The organism is Sedimenticola hydrogenitrophicus, from assembly GCF_025175675.1.
GTDB lineage: Bacteria > Pseudomonadota > Gammaproteobacteria > Chromatiales > Chromatiaceae > Sedimenticola > Sedimenticola hydrogenitrophicus.
The window spans coordinates 1-20,021 of sequence record NZ_JANIOA010000019.1 but is presented as its reverse complement, the minus strand read 5'-3'; the positions used below and the strand labels follow the sequence as shown (position 1 = coordinate 20,021).

Here is a 20,021-nt window from a genome sequence, read left to right as displayed (position 1 = left end):
TGAAAATCGTGTCTCCCTGTTGGATGCTTAACGGTGTTACCGGACACAGTAGTTAACAACAAAGAAAGAAACAGAATTTATGTGCGGGATAGTTGGAATATTTGATACCACGGGCCAACGGGAGATTCCCGCCGGCCTGCTGTCCCGGATGAATCAGAGCCAGTTTCATCGTGGGCCGGATGAAGAGGGTACGCATACCGAACCCGGACTCGGGTTTGGCCATCGCAGGCTCTCCATTATCGATCTGGCCAGCGGGCAGCAGCCGCTGTTCAACGAAGATCACACCGTAGTCGTCACCTACAACGGCGAGATTTACAATTTTCCGGAGCTTTCCGCTGAACTGAAGGCCTTGGGACATCAGTTCCGTACCCATTCGGATACCGAGGTGATAGTGCATGCCTGGGAAGCGTGGGGGGAGTCCTGCGTTAATCGATTCAGGGGCATGTTTGCCTTTGCCGTGTGGGACAGAAACCGGGAGACCCTGTTTCTTGCCCGGGATCGCCTCGGTATCAAACCGTTATTCTATACTGTGCTGCCCAATGGTCATTTTATTTTTGGTTCAGAACTGAAATCGTTAAAGGTCCATCCGGAATTATCCCGGGAGATAGATCCCGCGGCAGTTGAGGAGTATTTCACCTTTGGTTATATCCCGGAACCGAGAACCATCTTCAAACACGTTTATAAGCTTTCGCCGGGATTTTCACTGACCCTGCATCGTAACCGGTCTATACCCGAACCCAGACAATATTGGGACGTCGGTTTCAAACCTCATGCTCCTCAAAGCGAACAGCAGGCCGGGGAAGAGTTGATCTCGCGTCTTGAAGAGGCGGTAAAGATTCGGATGATTGCCGAGGTGCCGTTGGGGGCATTCCTTTCCGGCGGAGTCGATTCCAGCGCCGTGGTTGGATTGATGGCAGGACTCTCGGACAAGCCGGTGAATACCTGTTCCATCTCCTTTGGTGATCCAAAATTCAACGAGTCCCAATATGCCGCCATGGTGGCGGAAAGATTTCATACTGCCCACCGGGTGGAACAGGTGGACCCGGATGATTTTGACCTCATCGACCATCTGGCCGGTCTTTATGACGAGCCTTATGCCGACAGTTCGGCATTGCCGACCTATCGTGTCTGTGCGTTGGCGAAGAAGGAGGTTACCGTTGTTCTGTCTGGTGATGGCGGGGATGAAAACCTGGCGGGTTACCGGCGTTATCGCTGGCATACCTATGAGGAACGTATGCGCTCCATGCTACCCGCGGCCATCCGGCAGCCCCTGTTTGGTACTCTGGGATCGATATACCCCAAGGCGGATTGGGCGCCCCGGGTATTCAGGGCAAAATCAACATTTGAATCAATGGCACGCGACACCTTGCAGGGTTACATGCACAGTGTATCGATTCTTTCCAACCAGATGCGCAGCCAACTGTTCAGCGACAAACTGAAACGTGACCTGCAGGGATACCAGGCCATTGAGGTGTTTCGACGCCATGCGCGCCAGGCACCGACGGATCATCCCCTTTCACTGGTCCAGTATCTGGACCTGAAGACCTATCTGGTAGGGGATATTCTCACAAAAGTGGACCGGGCCAGCATGGCCCATGCCCTGGAAGTGCGTGTGCCGATCCTGGATCATCAGTTGGTAGATTGGGTATCCGGCTTGTCACCCGACTTGAAACTCAGGGGACGGGAAGGAAAATATCTGTTCAAGAAAGCCCTGCAGCCCCTGCTGCCGAACGATATTCTCTATCGGCAGAAGATGGGCTTTGCCGTTCCGCTGGCCAGCTGGTTCAGGGGACCGTTACGGGACAAGGTACGCGCCAGTCTATTAAGCAGCGAGCTGCTGGAATCCGGCCTGTTCAATCAAAGCTTTCTGGAAGCATTGGTAAATCAACACCAGTCAGGCGCTCGGGACTACAGTGCGAGTATATGGACGTTGATGATGTTTCACTCGTTCCTGAAGAGAGAGATGACGCAGCGGGTGGCTGCCTAATGAAAATCCTGCACATACTTGACCATTCCATACCGCTGCATAGTGGTTATACCTTCCGCACCCGCGCGATTCTGGAACAGCAACAAAAGTTGGGCTGGGAGACGGCCCATATCACCAGCAGCAAGCATGTCGCCGATGCGCCAGACACGGAGGTGGTCGATGGCCTGCAGTTTTACCGAACCCGGTCAACCGGATCACTGCTCTCGCGGCTGCCGTTATTGAATCAGTTGGATGTGATCACTTCCCTGAGCAGGAGACTGGATCAGGTCATCGCCCTGGAAAAGCCGGATATTCTGCATGCCCATTCACCCAGCCTCAATGGCATTGCGGCCTTGCAGGCGGGTAGAAAACATAATCTGCCGGTGGTCTATGAGTGTCGCGCATTCTGGGAGGACGCCGCGGTTGATCATGGCACCAGCAAGGAGTGGGGTCTGAGATACCGCATTACACGGTCGATGGAAACCTACACATTCAAGCATGCCGATGCGGTGATCACCATATGCGAGGGATTAAAAAAAGACATTGTCCAGCGGGGTATTGATGAGGAAAAGATTACCGTCATACCGAATGCCGTTGATGTAGAAAAATTCAGCTACTCCATAGAAAAACATGCAGGCCTGGAGTCTCAGCTGGGTTTATCCGGTAAAGTCGTTTTAGGCTTTATCGGCTCTTTTTATGCCTATGAAGGATTGTCTCTATTGATACAGGCATTGCCGGGAATTCTCGAAAAACAGCCAAACACCCGACTGCTGCTGGTTGGGGGTGGCCCACAGGAAGAGAGACTCAGAGCACTGGTTACTGATTTGGAGCTGGACCAATGTGTATGTTTTACCGGTTGGGTTCCCCATGCGGAAGTGACGGATTACTACAGTCTGGTGGATGTCTTCGTCTACCCCAGAGAAACCATGCGTTTGACCGACCTCGTAACACCCTTGAAACCACTGGAAGCGATGGCGCAGGGAAAGCTGGTACTTGCGTCAGATGTTGGTGGCCACAGGGAATTGATTAGAGATGGATATAATGGACGACTGTTCAAAGCCGATGATTTGAACTCACTTGTTCATACCGCGCTCGATCTGTTGCAAAAACTGGATGCATGGAGGCTGTTTAGAAAGCATGGCAGGGAGTATGTGGAAAACGAGCGGAGTTGGCCATCAAGCGTCGCACGTTACCGGAAAATTTATACACAGCTTGTAAGCTTCGGAAAAAAAGTGGACAGCTTGTACCCTGGCCAAATAGTTCTGGTAGGTCCGTTGCCGCCACCTTTTGGCGGGATGGCGAATCAAACCCGACAGTTGTGTGAATTGTTAAGTGCAGACGGATGCAATGTCAAGGTCATCCAAACCAATGAACCTTACGCGATTTCCTGGGTGTCTGGAATCAAAGGGGTGAGAGCGCTGGTCAGGCTTGCGCCTTATGTCTGGAAGCTCTGGAAATTTATAGGCAAGGGACATGTGGTGCACATCATGGCCAACTCGGGCTGGTCGTGGCATCTGTTTTCTGCGCCGGCGATCTGGGTATCCGCAATGCGTAGAGTGCCGGTAATAGTGAATTATCATGGCGGAGAAGCTGGAAATTTTTTTCACAAATCCTTCAAGTGGATAGAACCAACCATGAGGCGAGCAACAAAGGTAGTGGTTCCTTCCGGTTTTCTTCATCAGGTATTTCAGGAATACTCACTGCAGAGTGAGATCATTCCGAATTTTATTAATCTGGATCGGTTTCTAGTGCCCTCGGGCAGGGAATTGAAAGGCGAGAGTTACAGACTCATTGTCTGTCGAAATCTTGAGGAAATATACGGTATTGATACGGTGATAAAGGCGTTTTCGATAATTGTGAAGGTATTGCCGAATGCCCGTCTCTATATTGCCGGTGAAGGGCCTGAAAGACAGGATTTGATCAATCTCGCCGCGGATTTGAATGTTTCAGAAAATGTTGATTTTTTGGGTAGCCTGACGGTTGATGAAATGGCAGGCCTGTATAAAAGCGCCGACTTGATGCTGAATGGAAGCCGTGTAGACAATATGCCAAATGCACTATTGGAAGCGATGGCGAGCGCCTTGCCGACAGTTACCACTAAAGCCGGTGGCATACCCTTTATGGTGGAAGACGGGGTAACAGCTGAACTCGTTGATGTTGACGACTGGCAAGCTATGGCGCGGGCTGCTTTATCCCTTCTTCAAAACGACGAAAAGTATCGATTAATGTCACAACAGTGCTTGCAGGATGTCGCAATGTACACCTGGAGTACAGTAAGCCCCTCGTGGATTAACGCTTATAAGGAAGTATCCGGTTCTATAAGTGTGAACTAGATGATTCTAGGTATGCCTATGTATAGTTACACAAAAATGGTCAGCAATATTCTGTTTCCGCTTCATGAACGGCTTAAGCAGCATACCTCCGTTTCTGTAAGAAACTCAATGGAGCAGAGTCAATGGTGGAGTTCTGACAAATTAAAGAGTCTGCAGATATCAAAGCTCAGATCAATGATGTCAGATGTTTATAAAAATGTTCCATATTATACGACTCTGATAAATGAGAGAGGGCTTAACCCGGAGGATGTTGACTCGGTGGAATGGGTGCAGAATCTGCCGTTCCTGACAAAGAGCATTATAAAGTCAGATACAGATAGTTTTAAATCGAAAAAAGTTTGCAGTCTTAAGCGATTCAACACAGGTGGCTCATCGGGTGAGCCGTTAATCTTTTATATTGGAAAAGAGCGAATTAGTCATGATGTAGCCGCAAAATGGCGTGCTACCCGCTGGTGGGATGTTGATATAGGTGACCCAGAAATTGTGGTTTGGGGATCACCTGTCGAACTCGGGTCTCAGGATTATGTCCGCGCAATCAGGGACTTTTTTCTGAGAACCCACCTCATCCCGGCATTTGAGATGTCGCAAGAAAATGTTGATAAGTTTATTGAGCAGATACGCAGAATAAGACCGGCAATGCTGTTTGGGTATCCTTCCTCTCTTTCTCTAATCGCTTCTCATGCAGAGAGAAAATGTGTGGCTCTGGATCAACTGGGTGTCAAGGTGGCATTTGTTACATCTGAGAGGTTGTACGATGAACAGAGGGCTAAAATAGAGCAGGCATTCGGATGTCCTGTCGCCAATGGCTATGGTGGACGGGATGCCGGTTTTATAGCCCATCAATGTCCTCATGGTGGCATGCATATTACGGCAGAGGACATTATTCTGGAAATTATCGGAAAAAATGATGAGGTGCTCCCTGCAGGTGAAGTCGGAGAGGTAGTCGTCACTCATTTGGCCACCAGTGAATTTCCATTTATTCGATATCGTACCGGGGATGTAGCGGCGATTGACTACCAGCCTTGTGCATGCGGACGAGGACTGCCCTTGTTGAGTGAATTACAGGGGCGTACAACAGATTTTGTAGTGGCGCAAGACGGGACGGTGATGCATGGGTTGTCCTTAATTTACATTCTTCGGGATACATCCGGCATCGAACTTTTTCAGGTGATTCAGGAAAGCAAAAACAAGGTGACTGTAAGCATTGTGCCAGGGGATCAATATCATAATGAAAATAATATCGAAATTGTTCGGCAGTTTAAACAGAGGTTAGGTCAGGGCGTGAATGTGATTGTTAATCTGGTGGAAAATATAGAAACGGAAGGATCTGGAAAATATCGCTATATAAAGAGTTTGGAAAATCATTTTGGATAATCAGAGAAATTGCATTATTCAATACTCTGAAAAGTTAGGAAAAACCAATGGATGGTAGCAAAAAACTCTTACTTCTGTTTGGAATGCCAAGATCGGGAACGACGTGGTTTGGTAAGGTATTTGATAGTCATACAGAGGTGATTTATAAACACGAGCCGGATTCTATGAAGCGAATGGATGACATTATTCCGCTATTCCCTGATATTTCCAGGCAGTCTGAATATGAACTAGATGTCAATCAATATGTCGCGCAGATGTTGCGTCTAAATTCCGTCAGAATAAGTGGGAAATTCCCCATTTTCAGAAAGCAGGGGCAGACAGAGTTTTCCTATCAGACCCAGAAAACATACATTTTAGCCAGGAAGACACTTGATAGACTGCTAAAACAGGAAAGCGTGTGGAAATCCGATGTAAATATTCACAATAATCGAACCTACGTATGGAAATCGATAGAGTCAACCGGCAGGATGGGGGTGCTTCTAGGGTGCATCCCGAATTCGAAAGGAATCTTAATCGTAAGGCATCCCTGTGGATATATCGCTTCGGTGATCCGTGGGCAGTCAAAAGGAAAGTTCACAGAAAAAAGCAAATCTGAAACAGATTGGGGCTATTATGAATTGTTATCGAATAGTCCACTCGCCGAAAAGTATCAACTTTGCATGGAATCTTTTAGAAACATGCGTCCAGATGAAAGGCTGGCTTGGCGCTGGGCGCTGGTAAATGAAAAGGCTTACAACGATATTCTTAATCTGGAAAATGGCATGCCGGTCCGTTATGAGGATCTGTGCGAAAACCCATTGGATGAATATAAAAAACTTTTCCGATTTTCCGGTCTGTCATGGGACTGCCAGTCGGAAGAGTTTTTGAATGCCAGTATTTTGGGTAATAGTTCAAACTACTACAGTGTCTTTAAAAACCCGATGCATAGTGCCGGCAAGTGGAAACAGGAACTGGAAAAGAGTGAAGTTGATCGAATACTATCGATCGTTCAGAAAACAGAAATAGGTAGTTGGTATTTTTCTGGTATGGAAGGAAAGCAGGATCCTTCATCGCAGTAAGTTTCGTTTGTGAGAGTTATATTAAATATAACAAAATATTTTGAAAGGATATTGGAGTACCGTGAACAGGTTTGTCGGCTGGTTTAACACGTCATTGAACAGGAACGAATCCATAAACGTTCTTGAAAGTCTGGATTATCGGCAAGGGTCCGGCAGAACACCTGAATTTTCAGTTTCGGATGATATCGCTATAGCAAGTTACCCAGAATTCGTCTCAATTAGAGCTGACATTGTCACCGTATTTAACGGGCATATATATTGGGATGAATCGATCGCTTTAGAGCACTCCCTGGAACCAACCGCCGAAGGTATATACAGAGCATATACAAAGTTTGGTGACAAATTCCTGAAACATATGCGGGGTGCGTATTCACTGGTTGTCGTAGACCGGAGTAGAAAAATAACATTAATGGCCCTGGATAGGATAGGACAGGATAACCTGTATTATTCGATGACCGGGTCAGGCATCGCTTTTGGAAACAAGTTATCGGATGTTGTTAAACATCCAGAAGTCAAAAAAAGTATATCCAGTCAGGCGATATACAATTACATCTATTTTCATCATTGCCCAAGCCCTGGAACGATCTATGAGGGAGTTCATAAGGTCAGGGGTGGGGAATTTATCGTATGCAATACGGAAGGCCGGTCAATTTCGGAATTTTACTGGATTCCAGAGTTTTCAGAGAATAGCAATATTTCCGTGGAAAAGATGGCTGACGAACTCAGAGAAGTTCTCGGTTCATCGGTAAGTCGTTTGGCGTTGGAGCCAAACACTACAGGCGCATTTCTAAGTGGGGGACTGGATAGTTCTACCGTTACCGGCTTATTGGAAAAGACTTTTCCCAATGAGTGCAATTCTTTTACTATCGGCTTTCCAGTGGATGGTTATGATGAGACGAAATTTGCCAGAATAGCATCCAAGCATTTCGGCACGCTTCATTACGAATACATACTTACTCCAGAAGACACCCTTAATACGATTGGAAAGGTCGCTTCCAGTTGTGATGAACCGTTTGGAAATTCTTCAGCCATACCAACCTATTACTGCGCTAAACTGGCGAAAGAAAATGGTATACAACGTTTGCTGGCTGGCGATGGCGGTGATGAACTGTTTTCCGGTAATACAAGATATTTAAAACAACTGGTCTTCGAGCGTTATCAATATGTTCCCAATGTACTCAGACCAGCCATTGGTTCGTTGGTGAAAAATTTCCCAGAAGAAATATTTGGCAATAGGCTGCCGCACAAAATAAAGCGCTATATAGAGCAGGCGAGCACACCCTTACCGGATCGTCTGCAGGACTACAATTTTTTACATCGCCACTCTGCATACGATGTTTTTTCAGAAGAATTTTTGGAAGATATTGATGTCGGTGAACCTCTCGAATTATTGCGAGAAAGTTATAACAGGCCAAATGATTCAACGGCGTTAAACAGAATACTATACATGGACTGGAAAACTACACTGCAGGATTGTGACCTGGTTAAAGTGAATAGCATGTGTAAACTCGCCGGAATAGAAGTTGTGTATCCAATGCTTGACGATGACGTGATAAACCTAAGTACAAAAATACCCTCGCGAATTAAAATGAAGGACCATCAATTACGATGGTTCTACAAGTATACATTCTCTGGCTTTTTGCCTGATGAAGTGATTAACAAATCCAAGCACGGATTTGGTCTGCCTTTTGGCATATGGACAAGAGAAGTGCCGGAGCTCCGGGAGTTTGCATATGACAATATTTCAGATTTATCAAAACGACCCTATTTTAATAAAAAATTTCTCGATCATTCAATTAAGATGCATCAAAGTATACACGCCTCTTATTATGGGGAGCTCATTTGGATACTAATGATGCTTGAGCTATGGTTTTCTACAAGGGAATGACGAACATTTATTTACTCAAAACATGATTCTATGAAGCAGCTTAATAAAAATATTATTTTTCCGGCATTGAAGGCATTTGGTAATATGGCTTCAGGCGTAGGCTCGGCGAAGAAACTCCAGGTAATGATTTATCACCGGGTACTGGATAAAACCGACTTCATGCGACCGGGAGAAGTATCAATGGAAAAATTTGAATGGCAGATGGATCTCGTTAGTCGGTATTTCAACATTATGCCATTATCTGAAGCCGTAAACAGGTTACGCTCATCTCAGCTTCCATCCAGGGCACTTTCAATTACGTTTGACGATGGATATAGAGACAATTTGACAAACGCTTTACCGATTCTTAAAAAATATTCTGTTCCAGCTACAGTATTTGTTTCCACAGGCTATCTTGATGGCAATACAATGTGGAATGACAAAATAATTGAATCGATACGATTGCATTCAGCGGACACGATAGATTTAACGTCCATCGGCTTGAGTATGTATAAGGTTGATACCGACAAATCACGAAAAAATACAACTCAAGAGATAATTCTCAGTTTGAAGCATCTTCCCCAGAGTGAGCGAGAAAATAAAGCTGACTATATTGCATCACTAACGAAAGCAAGCTACGCCAGGTTGATGATAAGTAGGGATGAGTTGATCGAATTAAATAACAATGGGGTGGAAATAGGTGCCCATACGGTTTCGCATCCAATATTGTCAAAGCTTGAAAAAGATACGCCGCTAAGTGAAATAGCGAATGGAAAGGAAATGCTGGAGGAAATTCTAAAACAGGATATAACACTGTTTGCATATCCTAACGGCAGATATTTGAATGATTTTAACGATGATCATGTGAAGATGGTTAGGGACTGTGGGTATTCTGCAGCATTTACTACAGAGATGGGTGTGGGCAGTAACAAATCAGATATTTTTCAATTACCGAGATTTAGAGCGTGGGATACTACCGAAGAGAAATTTCTCGCCAGAATGATGCTTATGTATCTCAAGGAGAGATAATGAAATATTGTTTACGATTTGTAGTATTTATATTATTCCTGATGACCGGAGCACCAGTATATTCCTTTGATATTGAAATGACTGATTCAGAGTGGATAACTTGGCCAGAGTACTGCAAGACACGTTATGCACAACTGGGTGCAGGAAAAAATCCAAGATTTAAAAAATATGCATCTTCTTCGAAACAGGATAAATGGATAAGAATACTGGGGTGGGAAAATTACCGTGGTGTACAGCACTTTTGTACAGGTCGTATTTGGTTACAACGCGCCGCCATAGCTGGATCGGAAAAGGAAAAAAGCTGGGCATACGAAAGGGCAATATCTGAATTTTCCTTTAGCTACTACAAGGGGAACAGTGATGCGCCATATTATTCAGAGTTGTCTTCTTATCTGGCCAGGGCACTTTACAAAAGCGGTGAGGAAAAGAAAGCATATGATATCCTTGATCATGCGTTGACTGTAAAACCAGAGCAACCATATGCCTATACCGAAAAGGCGAAATTGCTTCGGTATGAAAATGAAGCTAAAAAGGCAGTGGAGGTATTACAGCTTGGGTTGGAAAATGTTGGAAACCACAGCATGAATATTCATGTGTTTCTTGCGCACGCCTATTATGACCTGAATGATTATAAGCAGGCCAAGTATCATTCCGATCAGGCCTATTCGCATGGATATACGATACCTGGATTAAAACAAAAGATTGATGGATTGAAATCTGCTCAATGAATAGATATGTGTTTTGCTTGTGACAGTGCCGATATTTTATCAGGTGATGACTGTGTCAGATTCTCGTAGTCTTATTATTGTGAATAATGCTTTTAAAGTACCTTTTATTCAATGAAGATTAATACAGACAATGCCAAGGCGTTGGCAAGGGGCTATGTCAATCCATTCTTGTTTAAATTTTGGCATGCATCGGAGTACGACATATCAAATACTGTACTCATTTCCGGATGTAATAGAAGTGGCACTACATGGCTGGCTGAGTTGATTGCGGCTGTGCCCGGGTCAACTATTTTATTCGAGCCCTTTCATGTTCAGAATATGAAAGAGGCGAGAAAAATTGGCTTTAAAACCAGAAACTATGTGTTCCCTGAAGCAGACTGGCCAGAAGGTGAAGAATACATACACCGGGTATTAACCGGGCAAGTGTTAACGCCCTGGACCACATCACACATCCCGATGCGCATAAAATATAATATCGATCGTTGGGTCGTGAAAGATATCTGTACCAATCCTATGCTGGAATGGATAATCGAGAAATTCCCAATACGTCCCCCACTACTTCTGCTACGACATCCGTGCGCGGTGCTGGCTTCCATCATTAAACGCGGGTGGGGTGACAGCTTATCGATGTATATTCAGGCCGATCAAGCGTTCACGGAGAGGTATCCGGAATTTCGATCGGTATTGGCCGGTCTGACTACTGTAGAGGAAGTGTTCACGGCACGCTGGTGTATAGACTATTATCTGCCGCTATCTATGGAAAGGCCATATCCTTTTCAACTTGTGTCGTATGAGCAGTTGCTTAACCACGGGCCGGATGCTTTGGTTCCTGTATTCGAGAGACTGGGCTTAGATATGCCCGAACATATAGATCAACTCTTTCACAAGCCCAGTGCCAAAGCCAGCCATGATTATGCACGACAGAGGAAGACTCCCGGTTGGCACAAGATTCTGAGTAAGGGTCAAATCGAGCGCATGTTGATTGTTTTAAAACATTTTGACATGGATTTTTATCAGGACGACCCTGAGCCGGATTATCAAGCACTGTTTAGTGATAATCCATTACGCTTAGGATAAATTGAATCTTTGGATAATTTACGCTCGAATGGATCAGGGTTAATGACCAGTGACATCATCTGAGAAATTTGATTTGGAATATTAAAGTTTATGAATACTGAAGAGTCTGTAATACATGTCGTATGCGAAGTTCTGCAAATTCCGGAACGCGTTTCGAATATGAATCAATCAACCGAGCTGCTTGGTGCTATTCCAGAGTTCGATTCGATGGCTGTTGTATCGATCATTACGGGTCTGGAAGATGCCTTCGATATCTTTATTGAAGATGATGAAATCGATGCTTCCATGTTTGAAACGGTTGGTACCTTAACGAAGTTTATGGACCAGAAACTGGTTTGAATTTTGTGTCCATTTCCTGTCGGCCTTTTTTTCTCAAGGGACCATCAGGGTACCTTTTTGTTATGCATTTTCTCCCACAAGGGGACAGTCGTAACGAGGTGGTGATTCATGTGCCTCCACTGGCTGAAGAGATGAACAAATCCAGACATATGGTGGCGAAGCAAGCCAGAATGCTTTGTGGGCTTGGCTATGATGTGTTGGTGGTTGACCTTTTCGGTACGGGGGATAGCGAGGGTGGGTTTGAAGAAGCTACCTGGGATCGTTGGCTGGATGACCTGGAATTCGTTTACAGATGGACAGAGGAACAGCAGTTTGAAGCGATCAACTGGTGGAGTCTCAGGATGGGCAGTTTGTTGATTTCCGATCTGGTACGGCTTAGGCAATTGAATGCTTCCAGGATTGTATGCTGGCAGCCTGTCATTAATGGAAGAAATTTATTGGGTCAATTTCTCAGGTTGCGTATCGCTGCTTACCTGGAAAGTAGCGATAAAAATCAGTCGGTTAAAGACTATATGACTGCTTTTGAAAAAGGGAGCGGCATTGAGGTGGCCGGGTACCAGGTATCTCCAGGTCTGGCGCTACCGCTAGCAAACGCCAAATTTGAAGATGTTTCAAAAAATTGTAAAAAACTGGCATGGTTTCAATTGACAACCCTTCCCGGCAAATCCATCGGCCCGTCGGACCAGATCATATTGGATCAACTTTCAGATAACGGATTAGAAGTGGTATCAGGCATGATTCAAGGCGCTCCATTTTGGTTTACACAAGAACTATCGCTATCCCATCAACTACTCGATACAACATCTAAATATTTCACACATTAATGTCCACTGAGACCCCAATCAGCTTTAAATGTAATGACCAACAACTTTTTGGGATATTACATTGTCCTGAAGTGCCGCAGCGAAGTGGTGTTTTGATCGTGGTGGGGGGGCCGCAGTATCGTGTCGGCAGTCATCGGCAGTTTGTCTTGTTGGCACGTTACCTATGTAATATGGGAATTCCAGTATTTCGGTTTGATTATCGGGGGATGGGAGATAGCGAGGGTAATCTAGCCGGCTTTGAGAATGTCGAAGATGATATTCTTGCCGCTATAGATACATTTTATGAATATTCTGAAAATCTTCGCCATGTAAGCCTTTGGGGTCTGTGTGATGCGGCGACAGCGATTGCCTTCTACGGACACAAGGATAGTAGAGTTAAAAAATTAGTTCTGTTGAATCCTTGGGTGAGGTCCGAGGCAGGCCTGGCTAAGGCCTATTTAAAGACCTACTATCTGGGCAAACTCATGAGCACTTACACATGGAAACGGCTGGTTACGGGTGATCTCGATATCCGGGAAGGGATTAAATCCCTAGGCGGACATATAAAACAGGTGTTCGGTGGACCTGGGAATCGAGCGAAGTATAACCCGGTAGGCAACAAAAAATCCGGCTTTCAACAAGGACAGCAAAAAGATATTTCTCCCCCCCTTGATAAACGACTGTTCTATGGGCTACAGCACTTTAAAGGATCGGTGCTGATTATACTCAGTGGGAACGATTTAACGGCGGAAGAATTTAAAAACACTTTAAAGGAAAATAGAGGTTACAGGCGTATCCTCGGCAGGTCCAATACCACTATCCTTAATATAGCCGATGCGGATCATACTTTTTCGAGAAGACACTGGAGTGCGGAAATGGAAAAATTGAGCTTGGAATGGTTAATTGAGCCGAACGAAACTCAAAATTAATTACCCGATTTTATTCAGATTACCATTTCTATGCGCAAGTTGAGAAATCTTTTCAGGGAATATCCGTTCACACTGGCAGTAGAATATCTTCTGAGACGTGGATTAAGTGTCATTGGCGTAGGCTATCACCACTATCTACTCACCGCGCAGCCGGTTCCGGATACTCCTTGGCTCAATCGAAAACGTGCTTCATCTTATCGGATAGACAAGATCATGGAGGATGACTACAACAGCGACTGGTTTCCTCGTCCAGCACACATTATCAAGTCAAGATACAGACAGGGGGCCGAGTGTTGGGTTGCCTTTAAAGGAGACCGGGCGGTGGGTTGTCAGTGGCTGATCAAAGGTCCCTATATAGAAGATGAGGTTAGATGTATTTTTAAACCTGGGCCGGAAGAAAATACGGTTTGGGATTTCGATATTTATATAGTACCGGAATTCCGCTTTAGCAGGCTTTTTTTGCAATTATGGGATACCAGTAATGCTTGGATGCGCAGTCAGGGGATTAGCTGGTCGGCAAGCAGAGTTGATGCGTTGAATCTGGATTCGGTCAAGTCACATTCCAGCATGGGTGCATATATCGTGGATCACGCCTGGTTTGTATCAATTGGGGCGATGCAGATAGCAAAGTGGAGAGGACGCTTTCACCTGTCGTTCGGCACAGGGTCTATTCCGATAATCGACGTCAAGACTGGAAAACTGTATTAGGGGGATTCGCCAGAAATAGACAGTTGGTGATATTAAGAAACACTGGAAAACTTCTTTTTAATGATATCAATCAACATTTTTTCTATACCGTCTGGCATTCCGAAGAGTCTCCACATTAGAAAAAGTACGGATGTATAGATAGCCATGCCTGAGACTGATTGAATGAGCAGCATTATGATTTTTGGCATATCGACCAGCGCTGGACTAATGATATAAATCGATAATGCCATGATAGTTGTAGAGATGCTGGGTCTCATTAGTGACTTGATGATTTCTTTGAAGCTGATATTCAATTCTTTCAATGCAAAATAAGAGACTGACAAGAAGCTGAATAATGCAGATACTGCCATGCCAATGGCAATGCCTATAATATCAAATAGCATGTAACCAGCGACCACGAAAAGCATTCTGATGGCGAGGCGAAACCACATCAGAAGGTTAACTTTTCTTTCCAGGCCAAGCGCGATGAGGGGATGCTCGGATACAATGAAAGTGATGCTCTCCAACGCACCATACACACCGAGCCATTTCAAATAGATGATTGATTCGATCCACTTTGGCCCAAGCAGCACATATACCAGGTTGTCGGAAACCATCCAAATGCCGGCACCTATAGGAATACAGATGGCGGTAGCGGTATATATAAGTTTTTTGTAAACGCCTGTAAATATTTTTCTGTCTTCTGTCAGGCGGGACAAGTTTGGAAAAAGGCCTCGGCTGGCAGGCGTTACCAGTTCTTTAGTGAAAATCGAGGATAGCTCATTAGATACATTATAGATACCCATCAGGCTGGTTCCCGAATTTCCTCCAACCACAATGACATCGAACTTGTTGTTCAGTAGTTTTGCGGTAGCCATGGGGATCATTGCGATGGCAAATTTCAGGTACTCCCGTAAATATCTAAAGCTGATACCGGGTCGGTAGGGATGCATGATATAGCTCAATACAACTGCGATGATTTCTGCACCCAGAGACCCAAATATCATAGCCCAATAGCTTTTTAAATACAGTGCCAGCATGATTACGCAGGCGAAGCGTATCAACCTTGCATAAATCATAAAGCGGAAATCAAAAGCAAACTGCAGCTCTTTTCTGGCGATAATCAGACCGACGTTTCTAAAGCTGAAGACTATTTTCAAGAACGCCAATACATATATAACGTCTATGATTCTGTCTTCCTTGAAGTAGGCCGCTGCCGCAGGTGCCAGCAAGACCATGAGCAGGGCGATGATCACTCCTTGCAATATGCTTACAGTCCAAGCTGAATTGTTGTGGTCTTTCGAGTTTTCCTTTGTCCTTATGAGTAAAAGAGACACATTGATTGTGGACATTTCTTCAATCAGGGCAATAAATACCGCTGACATGGCAAGAATGCCGAAATCTTCTGGTGAGAGGAGTCTGGCAAGAATAACCGTATTGACCAGTCCAATTGCCTTCATGCTCCATCTCATGATGATGGACCAGATCACTCCCCCAACAATTTTTGTCTCTACCATGAGGTTTGGCTGCTTACCTTTAGTGCTCTATTTTGAATTGCTTAGGATGGTTCATTGATTACAGAATAAATTGCATGAATTGACTCTTCCGGTAGCGGGTAGTCTGCCACAATTTTTCCTGACTTCAGGTCAAAGGCCAGAATGGATGCATATGTGAATACATCGTTTTTATTTCGCTTGGCCAGTTTCTTAACCCACGCAAGTTTTCCCTTTGCTCTCGTTTTTCTTAAGCGGGAAAATCCAATATACAGAATGTCATCGTCTATCAATAACCCTCTGCACCACCCCCGGACACCGTCAAATTCGGTAAGTTTGTTAATTTCCAGTGTTTCGATAACTGTTTTCTGATTAGCATCCGCAATCATTATGCAGCCATCAACGGCAGTAAAAAATATTTTGTCGTCCAGCACCACACCGTCATGAACGGCTATACCACTACCTCCCGTTATATCAATAACAGATGCGAAATCATCCAGGCAGATGGCGTCTTCTTGAGTACAGCGGGTAACCCATATCTTGCTATTGGCTTTAAAGACATAGTTGGGGTGGCATTCGTGTGGGCGTGTTGAATGTACTTGACGGTAATCCGTGTCAGCCAAGAACCTGTGCCAGGTCGATTTGCCTTCTGCATTGATCAATTTCACGATGTTGCCTTCCTCCTTGTTCAGGACGGCTACCGTATCCAGTCCTGTCGAGGTGGCGTAGAGGAAGCCATCGATAGCGGTGACCGAATGGATATTTTGAAAGCAGGGGTGGGAGATTGTCTGTAGAACCTTTAGCTCCGGATAGTTGTATTTGCGAATCTCAGTATCCATCGGGAGCCAAAGAGTGGCCTTCTCCACGTATGCCGAAGTAAACTGAAGGTTGGGGTGCTCATTGGGGAAATTTTCATTACCCTCGGCTACCGAAAGCAGTTCTGTTACAGCACCACTTTCCAAATTCAGTTTTAGTAATTTGGCACAACCATAGTACTTCCCGTCTCCCAGTTCGAATCCATTTGAACGCTCCAGTGCGCCGGTAATCAGTATATTTTTCATGCAGCTATTTACCAAGTATTGTGTGGAATTGGACCGCTTGATCCACTGGCCTGTTTGACTGGTAATTTTATTACATTGTTAGCGGCCTTCGATAGATGAATCATCAGCTATTTCGTAGTAACGGCGAATATATAATATGATGCATGGGTGACACAAAATTGGCTGCCGGCAAGCAACCGAAGTTTTAACCAATGATTGGTGGGGATGTAATGGGTCTAAGAATATTAATTATTATGATGATAATCAGTTGGTTATATGTTCCGGTTAGCCAGGCTGCTGAATCACAACTTGTGTTGCTGGCAGAATTGACCCATAACCTTGCGCCTGGGCAGTGGTTGGAATTACCCAATACCAGGATTCCATTAATATCCAGTGAAGAGTTAAAGGCGATACAGCAACAGCATGGAGGGCAGCCCATCATAGGTAAAACCGGGCCACGGTCAGTTATCGATGCATGGAATAGTGCAGCCTTTGATGGTAAACGCCATCAGTGGTACTTTTTTGGGGGAGGGCACGCCGATTATGGAGGGAATGAAGTATACGTGTTCGATTTTCGTTCCCTGGCCTGGACCAGGCTTACGTCGCCATCGCCATTGAACGGTGAAAACCAGGCACAGCTTGGCAAGGATGAGTGTTTGGTTCCAAGGACTGGCCCCACGCCGGCCCATACCTATGACGGCTTGAGTTGGAATCCGGCAACCGAATCCATGTGGTTGTTTCAGTCCCGAGGGTATTGTGGCAATGGTCGCGTCAGGCGCCTGGAGATTATCTGGGAATTCGTGCCCGGGATCGCTCAATGGAATAAATATCCTGTACCGGGTTTGGACCCGGGATTTGCCACTACCGCCTGGAATCCGGTAACAGAAAGAATCGTGTTGCGGAATTATGAATATGGCCAATCCGCTGCGGGGGCCATGGAAATCGGTGCCGGAGCGAAGGTCTATCGTCGAAACAATAAGGCCATGGGGCAGGGCGGCGGTAATATGACTTACGACCCTGAAACAGGAGAAATGTATATTCTACGCCCTGATGGCATTTACCTGCAGGGATTAGACGGTAAAGTTCTGCCCGATACGGTTCGTGTTCAAGAATATCCGAATGCCGCGCTTCGGAATCAAATAAGAATGGCCGGTTTCGCCTATCATCCTCCATCGAACAAATTTATTTTATGGTCTGGTGGTACCAGGACCTGGAGCTGGGATCCGAAGACGGGGGAATTTGTCGAATTGATGAATGGTACCGATGGGCCTGATTCCACCCAAAACCGTGTTTTCGACAAGTGGGTTTACCTACCGGAACTTGATGTGTTTGCCGGTTACAATAATTATTCTTCAGGGGTGTGGATATACAAAGCCAATTTTACTGGCCCTCTTAAAGGTACAGGTCCTACCATATTTCAAGGCCGCGCAAACACCCTCGGTTCAGGTGGTGATCCATGTGAAACGATTAAAATGGCGTGCCGGTTGATCGTTGACAGCCAGGATCGGAGCGCCTTGAGAAATGCGCTATCGGCACTGCCCGAAGCAGGTGGTGTGATCATTCTTTCACCAGGGAGTTATGTGATCTCCAAGGACAACTTTTTATGGCTATCCGGTTTGAAGCGATTGAAAATAATTGGCGGGTTTGGCCCATATAGCCGTATACCAGCAAGACTGGTCATAGATAAAGACAATCCGCCGAGTGCCTTGATTCCATGGAATGCCACAAATGGAGACCTGACTATTGAAAACCTGGTCATCGAGGGAGATGGGCATAATTGCGTCTACACCACACCTAAACTCCGCCAACAGGCTATTGATTTGGTCAACGTGACATTCATAAATTGCGGAAAAAACCCTGGTAATCTACTGAGCAATAAAGTCGAGGATAAAAGAACCTCAAAAAGTGGAAAGAGTATTGCTACCCCTCAAAAAGCAAGCGCAGGGAAGAGTCCGCCAATCAAAAATCGTTTTCGGTCATCAGCAGTTCCCCGCGATGTGGAGTGTGGACGGTATAAAGGTCCTTGCGTGGTGCTGCGTGAAACAGAAAACCCGCTTGCCGTTAAACAGGCGATCAAAAAAATCCCTCTGAGCGGGGGGACGTTGGTGGTGCTGCCTGGCATTTATCCGGTCTCCAAAAAGGGTTCTTTATGGCTCAGCAAACGTCGATGGCTGACCATAGCAGGCATTGTGGATGATTCTGGTAATGCGCCTCATTTCAGGGGTATTGAGGGAGATGCCCCCAACGCTATCATACCCTGGGGCGGAACCAATGGGGATTTGACGATCAGAAACCTGGAGATATCCGGGGCTGGCAGTAACTGTATTTATACCGGCAGTCGGTCAGGCAAGCAAATTATACGTTTATACAATGTCAATATCCATCACTGTGGCCACCATGTATGGATGAATGGTTGGGATAAACCCAATAAGTGGGACAATGAGGTATATGCCGAGAACAGCTCATTTCACCATTCCGGGTTAACCCATGCTGTTTATATTGACCGTATCAAGAAAGCTGAATTTAAAAATGTAAAGGTGTATGCCCCGAAAACGTTGCATGCGTTTAAATGCGTGGCGATAGAATGCAATGTATTCGATAGTGACATCTCGAATGGGACCCTGGCGGGGGATTGGGATAAATCCAGCCACTGGACAACCCATGAGCGCCTGGTCGGCTATTTGGGCAGTGCTCCCATGTCACTGGTAGCCTGTCAAAAAGGGCGGTTCGAGAGAAACACTATCACATTCCGTTTTAACGCCGAGCGTGGCACTGGTGGGACAGTCATAACCAGACAACCACGACATGATATCTATGGATGTGATCAACCACCTTATAAGTCAGACGACTTTAACGATCCAGAGTTTTGGAAACAGGTCGTGGCGGGTGGAGTGGAATTGCCTGAGGTACTGAACAACAAGAAATTATTTATTGCCAAGTGGTCCAACAATACCATTCGCGTGTTTGGGGAACGGGGGTCGAACACGCATCTAAGAATTATCGCCAATAAAGGGACTGCACCGGTCACGGCGATCGAGAAGGGAAGCACCAAGCTTAAATATTTGCCCCGACCACCAGGTTGGGTGGAGCGATCCAGGGATATTGTAACCGGGAACTGTTTTATCGGATTTACACCCAACGATGTCTTTGACAGTTCTCCCTGGGGAAATATGAGCGATGAAAGCGGCGATCCGCCTAAAGCTAGAGACCGGGTTTATCTTATTGGAGCAAACACCTGCAAATAGCGTGTGTAGATTTGACGTGCTGATCATGGGTTGACGATTTTGGAACTTCTGTC

Annotated in this window: 15 protein-coding genes and 1 pseudogene; 14 read left to right on the top strand and 2 right to left on the bottom strand. The window is 45.5% G+C overall.

The genetic code is table 11. The features are described from left to right. Nucleotides 1-79 precede the first annotated feature (79 nt). From NPX02_RS11725 to NPX02_RS11665, 13 genes and pseudogenes are all read left to right on the top strand, one after another. Nucleotides 80-1,987 carry an XrtA/PEP-CTERM system amidotransferase gene (locus tag NPX02_RS11725; RefSeq protein ID WP_260293772.1) on the top strand — a complete coding sequence of 636 codons (1,908 nt, stop codon included), beginning with the start codon at nucleotides 80-82 and terminating at the stop codon, nucleotides 1,985-1,987. Further along, nucleotides 1,987-3,180 (top strand): annotated as a pseudogene (locus tag NPX02_RS11720) (TIGR04063 family PEP-CTERM/XrtA system glycosyltransferase); the annotation flags it as partial. The gene NPX02_RS11725 and the pseudogene NPX02_RS11720, both read left to right, overlap by 1 nt. Before the next feature lie 81 nt (nucleotides 3,181-3,261). Further along, the gene (locus NPX02_RS11715) at nucleotides 3,262-4,299 is read left to right on the top strand and encodes a glycosyltransferase family 4 protein (protein WP_260293842.1); all 1,038 of its coding nucleotides are present in this window, start codon (nucleotides 3,262-3,264) and stop codon (nucleotides 4,297-4,299) included. A gap of 18 nt (nucleotides 4,300-4,317) precedes the next feature. After that, nucleotides 4,318-5,673, top strand: a complete 1,356-nt coding sequence (locus NPX02_RS11710; protein ID WP_260293771.1) for a phenylacetate--CoA ligase family protein — start codon at nucleotides 4,318-4,320, stop codon at nucleotides 5,671-5,673. Nucleotides 5,674-5,720: 47 nt separating this feature from the next. Beyond that, complete coding sequence (locus NPX02_RS11705) at nucleotides 5,721-6,731, top strand: sulfotransferase (RefSeq protein ID WP_260293770.1); 1,011 nt, start codon at nucleotides 5,721-5,723, stop codon at nucleotides 6,729-6,731. Nucleotides 6,732-6,792: 61 nt separating this feature from the next. Beyond that, on the top strand, nucleotides 6,793-8,619 hold the full coding sequence (locus tag NPX02_RS11700) for an asparagine synthetase B family protein (RefSeq protein WP_260293768.1): 1,827 nt from the start codon (nucleotides 6,793-6,795) through the stop codon (nucleotides 8,617-8,619). Nucleotides 8,620-8,649: 30 nt separating this feature from the next. Continuing rightward, a complete protein-coding gene (locus tag NPX02_RS11695; RefSeq protein ID WP_260293767.1) occupies nucleotides 8,650-9,627 on the top strand; it encodes a polysaccharide deacetylase family protein in 978 nt (325 codons plus the stop codon). Continuing rightward, a complete protein-coding gene (locus NPX02_RS11690; protein WP_260293766.1) occupies nucleotides 9,627-10,355 on the top strand; it encodes a tetratricopeptide repeat protein in 729 nt (242 codons plus the stop codon). The genes NPX02_RS11695 and NPX02_RS11690 overlap by 1 nt, the downstream gene beginning before the upstream one ends. 111 nt (nucleotides 10,356-10,466) lie before the next feature. After that, entirely contained in the window at nucleotides 10,467-11,432 is a 966-nt protein-coding gene (locus NPX02_RS11685; protein ID WP_260293765.1) for a sulfotransferase, read from the top strand. A gap of 90 nt (nucleotides 11,433-11,522) precedes the next feature. Then, nucleotides 11,523-11,771, top strand: coding sequence for an acyl carrier protein (locus NPX02_RS11680; RefSeq protein ID WP_260293764.1), 249 nt, complete (start codon nucleotides 11,523-11,525; stop codon nucleotides 11,769-11,771). 5 nt (nucleotides 11,772-11,776) lie between these two features. Continuing rightward, nucleotides 11,777-12,595, top strand: coding sequence for a hydrolase 2, exosortase A system-associated (locus tag NPX02_RS11675; RefSeq protein ID WP_260293841.1), 819 nt, complete (start codon nucleotides 11,777-11,779; stop codon nucleotides 12,593-12,595). After that, nucleotides 12,595-13,503, top strand: coding sequence for a hydrolase 1, exosortase A system-associated (locus NPX02_RS11670; RefSeq protein ID WP_260293763.1), 909 nt, complete (start codon nucleotides 12,595-12,597; stop codon nucleotides 13,501-13,503). The genes NPX02_RS11675 and NPX02_RS11670 overlap by 1 nt, the downstream gene beginning before the upstream one ends. Nucleotides 13,504-13,533: 30 nt before the next feature. Continuing rightward, a complete protein-coding gene (locus tag NPX02_RS11665) occupies nucleotides 13,534-14,211 on the top strand; it encodes a GNAT family N-acetyltransferase (RefSeq protein ID WP_260293762.1) in 678 nt (225 codons plus the stop codon). A 32-nt stretch (nucleotides 14,212-14,243) separates the two neighbouring features. Here NPX02_RS11665 and NPX02_RS11660 read toward each other — a convergent pair whose 3' ends face one another. Together NPX02_RS11660 and NPX02_RS11655 are read right to left on the bottom strand one after the other, a co-directional pair. Further along, the gene (locus NPX02_RS11660) at nucleotides 14,244-15,707 is read right to left on the bottom strand and encodes an oligosaccharide flippase family protein (RefSeq protein WP_260293760.1); all 1,464 of its coding nucleotides are present in this window, start codon (nucleotides 15,705-15,707) and stop codon (nucleotides 14,244-14,246) included. A gap of 41 nt (nucleotides 15,708-15,748) precedes the next feature. Beyond that, entirely contained in the window at nucleotides 15,749-16,744 is a 996-nt protein-coding gene (locus NPX02_RS11655; RefSeq protein ID WP_260293759.1) for a hypothetical protein, read from the bottom strand. A 233-nt stretch (nucleotides 16,745-16,977) separates the two neighbouring features. Here NPX02_RS11655 and NPX02_RS11650 point away from each other — a divergent pair, with 233 nt between their 5' ends. Next, complete coding sequence (locus tag NPX02_RS11650; protein ID WP_260293758.1) at nucleotides 16,978-19,968, top strand: hypothetical protein; 2,991 nt, start codon at nucleotides 16,978-16,980, stop codon at nucleotides 19,966-19,968. The last annotated feature ends 53 nt before the right edge of the window (nucleotides 19,969-20,021 follow it).